12 protein-coding genes are annotated in these 10,973 nt (G+C 69.7%); 5 read left to right on the forward strand and 7 right to left on the reverse strand.

Going from position 1 to position 10,973, the window contains the following annotated elements; genetic code table 11:
- From GF399_06340 to lepB (GF399_06370), 7 genes are all read right to left on the reverse strand, one after another.
- The coding region (locus tag GF399_06340; protein ID MBD3399933.1) for a response regulator at window positions 1-1,261 on the reverse strand (1,261 nt) is incomplete at its 3' end.
- Window positions 1,262-1,266: 5 nt separating this feature from the next.
- Window positions 1,267-2,079, reverse strand: coding sequence for a phosphotransferase (locus tag GF399_06345; protein MBD3399934.1), 813 nt, complete (start codon window positions 2,077-2,079; stop codon window positions 1,267-1,269).
- Window positions 2,076-2,993: a hypothetical protein gene (locus GF399_06350; GenBank protein ID MBD3399935.1), complete on the reverse strand. Its 918-nt coding sequence runs from the start codon at window positions 2,991-2,993 to the stop codon at window positions 2,076-2,078. Before GF399_06350 ends, GF399_06345 begins: the two co-directional genes overlap by 4 nt.
- Window positions 2,994-3,044: 51 nt before the next feature.
- Window positions 3,045-3,299, reverse strand: a complete 255-nt coding sequence (locus tag GF399_06355) for a hypothetical protein (GenBank protein MBD3399936.1) — start codon at window positions 3,297-3,299, stop codon at window positions 3,045-3,047.
- Window positions 3,300-3,437: 138 nt separating this feature from the next.
- On the reverse strand, window positions 3,438-4,031 hold the full coding sequence (gene lepB / locus GF399_06360) for a signal peptidase I (protein ID MBD3399937.1): 594 nt from the start codon (window positions 4,029-4,031) through the stop codon (window positions 3,438-3,440).
- A 14-nt stretch (window positions 4,032-4,045) separates the two neighbouring features.
- Window positions 4,046-4,666: a signal peptidase I gene (gene lepB / locus GF399_06365; GenBank protein MBD3399938.1), complete on the reverse strand. Its 621-nt coding sequence runs from the start codon at window positions 4,664-4,666 to the stop codon at window positions 4,046-4,048.
- 6 nt (window positions 4,667-4,672) lie between these two features.
- Window positions 4,673-5,440: a signal peptidase I gene (gene lepB / locus GF399_06370; GenBank protein MBD3399939.1), complete on the reverse strand. Its 768-nt coding sequence runs from the start codon at window positions 5,438-5,440 to the stop codon at window positions 4,673-4,675.
- 432 nt (window positions 5,441-5,872) lie between these two features.
- On the opposite strand from lepB (GF399_06370), the gene GF399_06375 reads away from it, so the two are divergent.
- From GF399_06375 to GF399_06395, 5 genes are all read left to right on the forward strand, one after another.
- Window positions 5,873-6,538 (forward strand): hypothetical protein, encoded by a 666-nt coding sequence (locus GF399_06375; protein ID MBD3399940.1) that lies wholly within the window; start codon window positions 5,873-5,875, stop codon window positions 6,536-6,538.
- Between the two features lie 428 nt (window positions 6,539-6,966).
- Window positions 6,967-8,070: a DNA polymerase III subunit beta gene (dnaN, locus tag GF399_06380; GenBank protein MBD3399941.1), complete on the forward strand. Its 1,104-nt coding sequence runs from the start codon at window positions 6,967-6,969 to the stop codon at window positions 8,068-8,070.
- Window positions 8,071-8,290: 220 nt separating this feature from the next.
- The gene (locus tag GF399_06385; protein MBD3399942.1) at window positions 8,291-8,818 is read left to right on the forward strand and encodes a hypothetical protein; all 528 of its coding nucleotides are present in this window, start codon (window positions 8,291-8,293) and stop codon (window positions 8,816-8,818) included.
- Window positions 8,819-8,837: 19 nt separating this feature from the next.
- Window positions 8,838-9,890, forward strand: coding sequence for a hypothetical protein (locus GF399_06390; protein MBD3399943.1), 1,053 nt, complete (start codon window positions 8,838-8,840; stop codon window positions 9,888-9,890).
- A 43-nt stretch (window positions 9,891-9,933) separates the two neighbouring features.
- On the forward strand, window positions 9,934-10,973 hold a 1,040-nt coding region (locus GF399_06395), incomplete at its 3' end, for a LysM peptidoglycan-binding domain-containing protein (protein MBD3399944.1).

Below are 10,973 nucleotides of genomic sequence, written 5' to 3' on the forward strand. Positions count from 1 at the left end.
GGGTCTTGCGGATGGCCTCGCGCTCGATCTGCTCCATGGTCCAGCCGACGGGGACGCGGATCTCGCCGGTGGAGGCCAGGCGCTCGACGCGGCCCTTGATCTCGGGGGGCAGGTCGCCGACGGTCAGCTCCTCGCCGCGGGAGAGGGCGACCATACCCTCGATGGTGTTCTTGAGCTCGCGGACGTTGCCGGGCCAGTCGTAGGCGGTGAGCTGCTCGAGGGCCCGGGGGGCGACACCCTTGACGGGGCGCTTGTTGCGCTCGGCGGCCTCGGCGACGAAGCGGCTGATCATGGGCAGCAGGTCTTCGGGGCGCTGGGCCAGGGGCGGGACGACGAGCTGGACGACCTTGAGGCGGTAGTAGAGGTCGTCGCGGAAGGCACCGGCGGCGACCTCGGCGGCCAGGTCCTTGTTGGTGGCGGCCAGCAGGCGGACGTCGACCTGGAGGGTCTGCTCGCCGCCGACGCGTTCGAAGCGCTGGTCCTGCAGGACGCGCAGCAGCTTGACCTGGGTGGCGGGGGGCAGCTCGCCGACCTCGTCGAGGAACAGAGTACCGCCGTCGGCGCGCTCGAAGGCGCCGGCGTGGCGCTTGACGGCGCCGGTGAAGGCCCCGCGCTCGTGGCCGAAGAGCTCGCTCTCGAGGACGCCCTCGGCCAGGGCGGCGCAGTGCAGCTTGATGTAGGGGCCGTCGCGACGGTCGCTGCGGTGCTGGATGGCATCGGCGACGAGTTCCTTGCCCACGCCGGAGGGGCCGCTGACCAGGACGGTGACCTCGGTGCCGGCGAGCTGGTCGACCATCTCGAGGATGCGCTTCATCTGCGGGCTGGCGGCGATGATCTCGCTGGAGAGCTTGTCGGAGAGGCGGCGCTTGAGCTGCTGGACGTCGTCCTGGAGGCGCTGCTGTTCGAGGGCGCGCTCGGTCTGGATCAACAGCTCGTCGTAGTTGACGGGCTTCGTCAGGTAGTCGTAGGCCCCGGCCTTCATGGCCTCGACGGCGGTCTCGACGGAGCCGTAGCCGGTGAGGACGATGACGGCGGTGGTGGCGTTGAGGGAGCGGGCCAGGCGGACCAGCTCGAGGCCGTCGCCCGAGGGCAGGCGCAGGTCGGTCAGCAGCAGGTCGACCTTGTCGGAGGACAGGACCTCGCGGGCCTCGGTCAGGTCGGCCACGGTGCGAACGGTGTAGCCGTGGCGCTTCATCACCCGCTCCAGGGCGCGGCGGACCTCGGCCTCGTCGTCGACGATCAGGATCAGCGGCTTAGCCATCGTGTTTATCCTTGGGCCAGTTGGCGACAGCGGGGAACGAGAAGACGCTCGAGGCCGGGGAGGCCCTCGCCGAGGCGGGCGGCGGCCACGGGGAGCTTCCAGGCCTCGACGGCGGCGGGCTCGAGGCCGGTCAGCTCGCTGTAGCGCCCGAGGTGGGCGTTCCAGAAGCGCCGGCCCAGCTCGGCGTATTCGGCGGCGCCGCGCGGCGCCTCATCCTCCCGGGTGAGGTGGAAGTTGAACAGTACCCAACTGCGGGCCAGGTCGGCGGCGGGGTCGCCCCGGGCGGCGTCGACCCAGTCGATGATCCACCAGCCGCCACCCGGCACGGGCAGCAGGTTGCCGGGGTGGAAGTCGCCGTGGAGCAGGCTCGTGCCGTCGGGCAGGTCTGCCAGGCGCCGCAAGGCGGCAGCGGCGATCTCGACGGGCAGCAGTCCCCGGTCCGGCAGGGCGGCGATCCGCTTGCGCAGGCGTTCTTTGACCGGCACAAGCGCCGGGGCGGCCGCGGCGTGGACCCGAGCCTGCAGCTCGGCGCCCAGGCCGGCGGCGGCTTCGAGTTCGGCGGCGCCGTGCTCCAACCGCCACTGCAGGCTGCGGGGTTCGCCGGCTTCGAGGATCAGGCCGGGCCGGCCGTCGACCTCTACCGTGCCGAAGCTGCGCGGTACGGGAAGACCGGCGGCGCGGGCCGCCTCGAGCGCCCGGTGCTCGAACTCCAGGGTGGAGACCGCGCCGCGCCGCGCCAGCTTGAGCACCCGGCCCGGACCGTAGGGGTGAACGGCGGCAGTGCGGCCGATCGCCACAGGCCGGCCGAGCTCAATCATTGCGCCGTCGGCGGCCGGGCGGCCAGGACGAAGCTCACCGCGGCGCCACCCCCGGGCCGGTTGCTCAGCGTCACCTCGCCGCCGTGGACCCGGGCGATCTTGCGCGCCAGAGGCAGGCCGATCCCCGTGCCCTCGTCCTTGGTCGAGGTGAACAGCTCGAAGTAGTTCTCGGGATCCCCGGTGAGGCCGGGACCGTCGTCGAGGATCGTCACCCGGGCGCCGCCGTCCGCCGACGGCTCGCAACGGGCCGCGACCCGGCCGCCCTCCCCCGCCGCCTCGACGGCGTTGAGCAGCAGGTTGAGCAACGCCTGGCGGATCATCGTCCGGTCGGCGACGACGGTCACCGGGCGGAACTCCCGCTCCAAAGCCACCCCGGCCGCCTCGAGCTGGGGCTTGAGGAAGGTCACCAGGTCCAGGCAGAGCTCGGCCAGCTCGACCTCCTCGCTGCGCGGCACCAGACGGCGGGTGTAATCGCGGAAGGCCCGGGTGATCTCGGTCAACTGGTCGATCTCCCGGGACAGACTGGCGGCGATCTCCAGGGACTCCTCGCCGGCGCCCAGATCGTGCAGGTCCTCGCGTAGCAGCTCCAGGTTGAGCCGCATGGCGTTGAGCGGGTTGCGCAGCTCGTGGGCCAGGGCCCGGGCCAGGGATTCATAGTTGGCGTCGACTTCGGTGCCGTCAGTCACCGGTCCCCTCCTCCCGGGGCAGGCCGCGATGGGCGCGATAACGGTCGAAGAGAGCCCGGTAGCCCTCGGGGTCGTTCTCGCGCAGGCGCTCCAGGCTGCGGTCCAGTTCGGTTTCGCTCCAGCCGGCTTCGGCAAGCTGCTCGGCGATCTCCCGGCGCTCCAACCCCGCCGCCAGGCCGTCGCGGTAGAGGAAGAAGGCCTCCTCGAAAGACGCCCGTCCGGCGTCATCGCAGCCGTTCATCACACACAACAGCAGCGCCAAGGCCGGGAGCAGCTTGTTCATTCTTCCTCCAACCGCTCCAGCTCAACCCGCAGCTCAGCCAGGAATTCCGCCCGCTTGCGCGGGTCGTCGACGAGGCGACGGGTGGCCCGCAGCAGAGCCGCCGGGTCCGTCTCCTCCTCGAAGAACACCCGCTCCGGCGCCACGCCGGAGACGATCCGGGCCGCGACCCGGGCGCTATCGCCCGCTGGTGCGCAGGCCGTCGCCAGCAGGCCCAGCGCCGGCAAAACCAGACTGAACAGGCGTGTAGCCATCGACTCCGTTCGAGTGCTTCGCGCCGTCCCGAGAAAACCGCCGCCGCGGGCACCGCCAGCTCAGCGAACAGGACAACAACCGTCGGCGGCGGTTTTCCCGGGGCTGAATAGTTGAGGCTGTTCTCAAGCAACGGCGGCTTAGTCGATCGGTTCAGCGATCCGCTCCCAGCGCACCTCGGCCTCGGGTATCGGCCACAGGCTGACCGCGTAGGGGTCGCTGGAGAAGAAGATCCCCAGCGCTTCACCGTGGACCAGCCCGGCGTTCAGGGGGCCCCAGACCCTGGAGTCCCGGGCCTCGGCCCGGTTGTCGCCCAGGATGAACAGCCGTCCCTCGGGCACCACCACCGGGCCGAAGTCCTCCCGGCGGGTGTGGTTGACGTAGGGTTCGTCGAGGGGTTCGGCGTCGTCATCGATGTAGACCAGGCCGTCGCGGATCTCGAGGGTTTCACCGCCCAGGGCGATCACCCGGCCGAAAAAGTCCTGACCCCCGGCACCGGGCGAGGTGAAGCAGACCACGTCGCCGCGCCGGGGGTCGCCGAAGTTGTAGGACAGGCGGCTGACGAGGACCCAGTCGCCGGGCAGGATGGTCTCGCTCATCGCGTGGCTGCTGACCCGGTAGCTGCGGACGACGAACAGGCGCAGGGCCAGCACCAGGAGCAGGGCCGCCAGTACGGCCAGTCCAAGGCGCCGCGCACTGAAGATGCTCCCGGGGGTTTGTCCGTCCCGTTTCATGGCGTACGTCCGCTTCAGCGTACCACGTCCAGCATCCTGTCCAGCCGCAGATGGAAGGGCGCCGCCCACCAGCCGGCCTCGCCCAGTTCACCCAGACGCACGGAGAGATAGACCAGGAAGGCCTTGCCGAGGATCTCCCCGCGCCGGACGTAGCCCAGGCTGCGCGAATCCCGCGAGTGCAGCCGGTTGTCGCCCAGCGCCAGGTAGCAGTCCGCGGGTACCCGGTGCACCTCGCCGCCGAGGTGCAGCCCCCGGGTGTGGCCCCAGGCCCCGTCGGCCAGATAGGGCCGCTCGTCGAGGCGTTCGCCGTTGACCCAGAGGTAGCCGTCGGCGAAGCGGTACTCGTCACCGGGTACGGCCAGAACGCGCTTGACGTAATCGACGTCGCCGTCGGAGAAGACGATCACCTCGCCGCGTCGCGGCTCGCGCAGCAGGTAGGCCAGGCGGTTGATCAGCAGGAAGTCGCCCTCCAGCAGGGTCGGCCGCATGGAGCCCGTGGGCACCCAACTGGCCTGGAAGACGAAGAAGCGCAACAGCAGGGCGATGGCCACCGCGGCGCCGACGGCCAGCAGGTAGTGCCACCAGCGCGCCCGGTGCTCCGTCCCGTCATTCCCGGCTGGCGCCGCCTCGTCCACGGCGGGTCACTCAACCATGTCCATCAACCGCTCCCAGCGGATATGGGACAGGTAGTAGGGGATGTCGGCCAGGCTGAGCATCATCTGGCCGCCCTCCTTGTGACCCTCGAAGCTCATGTAGAGCACGAAGGCTTTGCCCTTGATCCGCTCTTCGTCCAGGTAGCCCCAGAAGCGGCTGTCGGCGGAGTGGGGCCGGTTGTCGCCCAGCATGACCAGCTTGTCCTCGGGCACCTCGTACCAGACCCCCTCCTCGAACCAGTCGCCACCGTAGGCCGGGTAGCTGTAGGTGTGGCCGTAGATGCCCGGGCCGAGGTAGCTTGTCTCGTCGTAGGGTTCGTCGACGTCGGCGTGGTCGGCGTCGTCGTCCTTCCAGACGTAGCCGTCCTCGAGCTTGAAGTATTCACCGCCGACGGCGACGCAGCGCTTGATCAGGTCCGTTTCCATCTCCCGGCCGTAGAAGTCGCGCTGGATGTGCTTGAAGACGATGATGTCGCCGGGTTCCGGATCGCGGTAGAGGTAGACCAGCCGGTTGACGAGCATGAAGTCGCCCTCCAGCAGGGTGGGTTTCATCGAGCCCGAGGGCACCCAGGAGGCCTGGATGACCGTGGCCCGCAGGATAAGGGCCACCGCCAGGGCGATGGCCAACCCCTCGACGAACTTCAACCACTTGGGTATCTTGCGGGTGTGGACCCGGTAGGCCCGGAAGGGCCAGGCCAGGATGTCCCAGATGGTTTTCGTCGGTATTTTTTCCTTGGTCCGCCGGTTCTTGGCCATGCGTCGACCTCGTCTCGCTGGAACTGTCCCCAGTTTGCCGGTTTGGGCGCGCCGCTTGTCGGCTGCAGTGCCTGACCGGCCTAGTGTGTCATAATTTCAAGCGGGTCAAATTATACCACAGGCGCGCCGATCCCCGACACCACCAATCTTTTGACACCCCCAACCCTGCTTGCTATACTCGAACAATCCTGAATGCGCACCCTACACGACTTGCTAAAGGCCCGTCAGACCACGATCGGCGGGCTGGAAGGCCAACCGGATAAACCGCCGCGGTCTTCGTCCGCCCGGGCGCGACACGGTCGGCCCGTAGCCTAGCCACGTTGCCCGTCCGAGAACCAGGTCTTCGTCCGCCCGGGCGCGATACGGTCGGTCGCCCTTCAGCGCGGCTGCGCCGTCGGCGGACGATTCGGCGGCACCCGATCCGGCAGTCACATGGAAGATCGCTCCCCAGCCAGCGCCGCAGCCGGCCGCTGTCCCGTTCATCCCTCCGAGCCCGCCGTCGGCGTCTGCCTGAGCTGCGGCCGGTTGATCTGCCGGGACTGCCGCCGCCGCCTGGGCGGCCGTAACATCTGTCCCGAGTGCCGGGACGCCGCCGAGAGCCGCTCCGAGCGTCGGGGTCGTATCGGCCGGATCGCCGTGTTGGCCCTCGTCGGCCTCCTCGTCGGGCTGTGGTTCGCCCGTCCCGAGGAGCTGCCCCCGGCCGCCGAGCGGCTGTGGGAAATCGCCGAGGCCGTCGAGACCTTCCGCTCCGACATGCTGCGCTGGCCCGGCGAGGGCGCGTCGACCGCCGGGGACGAGGCCGACGCCCCCGATAGCGCCGACGACGGCGGCGCGAGCGGCGCCGCGGGTCTGCGTGAATTGACCGTCGAACCCACGGACACCTCGCTGTGGTTCGGACCTTACCTGGACGATGAGCAGCTCGTTGACGGCCTGCCCGCCGACGTCCACGGCAATCCCGTCGCCTACCTGCGCGACGAGCGTGGCGTCTTCGTCGCCAGCCCCGGTCCCGACGGCGAGTACCAGACCGACCTCGCCGGGGTGAACCCCGCCGACGACGCCGCCGGCGACGACCTGCTGGCCTGGGTCGAAGTGTACTAAGGGCGGACGAAGGCTGTTTCAACGGTTCACCCGGCCCGGTCGACCGATCGGCCCGCTCCCGCTGACGACAGACTCGCTCCCCGGGACCGACCTGGGTTATAATAGGCCGGCTCCGACGATCGGGCTGCGACTTCCGGCGGCGACATTGGGATCCGGCGCACGGGCTTGCGGCTTGCGGGTTCGAACACAAGCGATCAGCATCCGGCGCCCGGGCCCGGCATTCGACGGCCCCGGCCGCTCGCGCCGACGGGGGAGTTCACTGCTACCGCCAGCCGGGGTCGCTTGGTTACTACGGCCGGTCGCGCCGACGGGCGAGTTCAACTCCGCGCCGACGCCGGACCGAACGACCCTTTTCAACGGCACTCATTCTCCCATCTCTTCGACGGCGACCGCTGTCACCGTCGGCCACCCACAGGGGGACCGGAAATATGGAATTTGTCTGCTCAAGGGGCACCCTCTTCGACACCCTCTCAATGGTCGCCGGCGTGGTCAAGAAGAACCCCCCGCTGCCGGTGCTCTCCAATGTCCTGGTCAAGGCCGACCCCGAGGCGGGGCGCCTTCAGCTGACCGCCACCGACCTCGAGGTCGGCGTCGCCTGCGGGCTGGCCGCCGAGGTCGACGGCGGCGGCGAGATCACCCTGCCGGCGCGCAAGCTGACCGAGATCCTGCGCGAGCTGCCCGAGGCCGCCGTCACCGTCAACGTCGAGGGCACCAGTTGCACGATCAGTTGCGAGAACGCTCGCTTCAGCCTCGCCGGGATCGAAGCCGCCGAGTTCCCCCCCCAGCCCCAGGTCGCCCCGGAAACCAACCTGACCCTGTCCTCGGACACGGTCCGCGAGATGATCCACCAGACCATCTTCGCCGTCAGCTACGACGAAACCCGCTACTTTCTCAATGGCATCTACATCTCCGCCAAGGGTCAGGAGCTGGTCTTCGTGGCCACCGACGGCCGCCGTCTGGCCAAGAGCACCCGTCAACTGGAAACCGGCGACTACGACTTCGCCGGGATCATCCCCACCAAGGCCGTCAGCGAGATCGACAAGCTGGCCGCCAAGGTCGAGGAAGTCACCTTCTCCCTGGCCCGGGGGCACATCGTCGCCGACTTCGGCGACACCGTGCTGACCGCCAGCCTGATCGAGGGCGACTATCCGGACTACAACAAGCTGATCCCCGCCGAGTTTCCCCGCAGCGCCCGCGTCAACCGCGGCCTGCTCGAGGACGCCACCCGCCGCATCTCCCTGATGGCCGATGAAACCTCCCATCGAGTGGCCTACGAGTTCGACGACAACCAGGTGCGCATCACCGGCAAGAGCGAGCAGGGCGAGGCCGCGGAGCAGCTCGACGTCGGCTACGACGCCGAGCCCCTGCGCATCGGCTTCAACGCCCGTTACGTCAGTGACGCCCTCAAGGCCACCGAGGCTCCGGAGATCGAATTCCAACTGCTGGAGAACCTGCGGCCCGGCCTGATCAAGCCCGCCGACGGCGAAGACTATCTCTGCCTGATCATGCCGATGCGCCTCGACGATTACTAGGCACAAACGGCGCCCGCGTTCTGAGCCCCTCGGCGCCGGACACCGGCTCCCCGCGGCCCCGCCACCGACACACCCCAAGGCCAGGCCCACAAAGGGCCGCGGATTTGTTAAACTGGAAGACTCGAAAGCGACACCCCGATTCCCGAACCCCGGACCGGGGTCCATTTCCCGCGACTTCACCGGCTACCGGCCCCGCGAAGCCCCGCTCCCAGGAGGCTCCATGAACATCCTCGGCGCCAACAAGGTCTGGCAGGTCATCGTCATGTTCCTGCTCATCGCCGGCCTGGCGGTCTTCAACTATATCTGGATCACCGACGCCGCCAAGGTCGTCAAGGTCCCCCTCGGCGAATCCCACACCTTCGCCCAGATGAACTTCGACCGCATGTACGTCGATCACTACGGCGAAGAGACCCCGGCCGACCGCGTCGAGGCCGAGAAGGAACGCCTGCGCGAGCAGTACGAGGCCGAGCTGGCGGCCTACGAAGAATACGTCGCCGGCCTGGAACCCGACGAGGAGCCGGAACGCGAAAAGCCCGAGCCCCCCGGCGTGCCCGAGGAGCTGATCCGCGCCGAAGCCGCCGCCCTGGGCCAGGGTGAGGTGACCGCCACCATCGAGCTCAACCTCGCCGAATCCGTCGTCTTCTGCGGCGCCGTCGACATCCTCGTCCTCTACCTCTTCTACCTCTTCGTCATCCGCAAGGGCAAGTCGGCCGAGGCCGAGGCCCCCGACCACGAATCCCGTAGCTGAGCGTCCGGGGAGGGAGCCGGTGCCCCCGCCCATCCGCTTGAATGACCGCGGCCGGAGAACCCTCCGCGCCGCGGTTTTCCTCGTCCTGCTCCTCTGCTGCTCCTCCACCGCCCTGACCCCCCTCGAGCTGGCCGCCGCCCTCGAACTGACCCCGGCCGGACCGCCCAACCGCCGACCCGCCGCGACCCTGACCCTCGCCGTCGCCGACGCCGAGGCCGCCGAGGCCCTCGCCCAGCGCGCCGCCGCCGTCGTCCGTGCCGCCGCCTGGGAGATTCTTGCATACCAGACCGATGTTTTATCAGACGGCTCGTACCGGCTGACGATGAACTGCGGTCCGCCCCACGGTTCCGCCCGGCTCCGCCTGCAGATCGACTGGGCCCCGCCGCGCTGGAGCGGGCCCCGGCTGGCGATCATCATCGACGACTGCGGCGCCCGCGACCCCCAGACCGCCGGTTACCTCGAGCTGCCCGTCACCCCGTCGGTGCTGCCCTACCGCGAGTTCTCCGCCGCCGTGGTCCCGGCGGCCCGGGCCGCCGGACGCCGGGTCCTCCTCCACCTGCCCTGCCAACCCCTGGGCGGCGAGTATCCCGGCCCCGGCGCCCTCTACGTCGACCAATCCGACGACGAGCTGCGCCGGTTGATCGCCGCCGCCCTGAACGACGTCGGCGCCGTCGACGGCGTCAACAACCACATGGGCAGCCGCCTGACCGCCGACCGCCGCGCCGTCTCCCTCGTCCTGACCGAGCTCGACGCCCGCGGCCTGTACTTCGTCGACTCCTACACCCACCACGGCTCCGTCGTCGGCCGGGTGGCCGCCGAGCTGGGCCTGAGCTGCGCCCGGCGCGACGTCTTCCTCGACAACTCCAACCGCGCCGGCGCCGTCGAGGCCCAACTGCGCCGGGCCCTCGAACTGGCCGTCGAGCGCGACGGACCCGTCGTCGCCATCGGTCACGACCGCCCGACGACCCTGGACGTCATCCGCCGCCTGCTGCCCCTGGCCGCCGAGCTCGGTGTCGCCCTCGTCCCGCCCTCGGCCTGCCTGACCCTTGACCCCGCCGGCGCCGCCCCGTAGAATTGGACCGTCGCCCGCCCCCGCGGATCCGAACGGAGACCCGATGTCCAAGCGCGCCCCCCTCGTCCTGGCCGCCGTCCTGGCCCTGCTGACCCTCTCCGCCGCGGCGCGCACCCTCTCCGCCGATCGCATCTACACCGTCCGCTCCGGCGACACCCTCTGGGACCTCTCCGAGGAGTTCCTCGGCAGCCCCTGGCTCTGGCCCCTCATCTGGCAGGCCAACCCCGAGCTCGTCGAGCACCCCCACTGGATCTATCCCGGCGAGGAGCTCTACATCCCGCCCAACGTCCCCCCCGACCTGCCCGACCAGATCCGCGTGCGCATCCGCGACGAGGAACCCATCGTCACCCTCTCCAAGGAGGACCTGGTCGAGCTGTGGCGCCGCCTGCTCGAGTACGGCGGCGAGGTCGTCCCCGACATCGACGAGCTGCCCGAGCTGGCCCACATCGTCGCCGCCGTCGGACCCGAACGCACCATGTTCGCCCTCTACGACCAGCTCTACGTCTCCGGCGGCGACGAAGACGGCTTCTACCCCGGCGCCCAGTTCCTCGTCTACCGCGACCGCGGCCGCGTCGTCATCCCCGGCACCCGCATCGACGTCGGCAACCTGATCCAGAACGTCGGCATCATCGAGATCGACGAGGTCCACGACGACGTCAGCCGGGCCACCGTCATCGCCAGCTTCGAGGCCCTGCACAAGGGCGACGGCCTGCGCTTCCGCGAGGACGTCGACGAGCAGTTCCTCGACTTCCGCACCGCCGTCCCCGCCCGGGAGTGGGAATCCGAGGACGAGCGCTACGACCAGCGCGGCTACGTCTGCCGCGAACGCGACGACCGCTTCTACGCCGCCGACGGCCATATCGTCTACGTCGACTGGGGCCGCGACATGGACCTGCGACCCGGCAGCCGACTCGTCGTCTGGCGCGAGGGCCGCGACGTCGAGGACCCCGGCGAGCTGGGCACCATCACCCTGCCCGACGAGCAGATCGCCACCCTCGGCGTGCTCAAGGTCACCCAGAGCACGGCCACCTGCCTGGTCCTGGCCTCGACGACGCGGATCGAAATCGGCGACTACGTGGATTA

It is taken from the genome of Candidatus Coatesbacteria bacterium, assembly GCA_014728225.1.
Lineage (GTDB): Bacteria > RBG-13-66-14 > RBG-13-66-14 > RBG-13-66-14 > RBG-13-66-14 > WJLX01.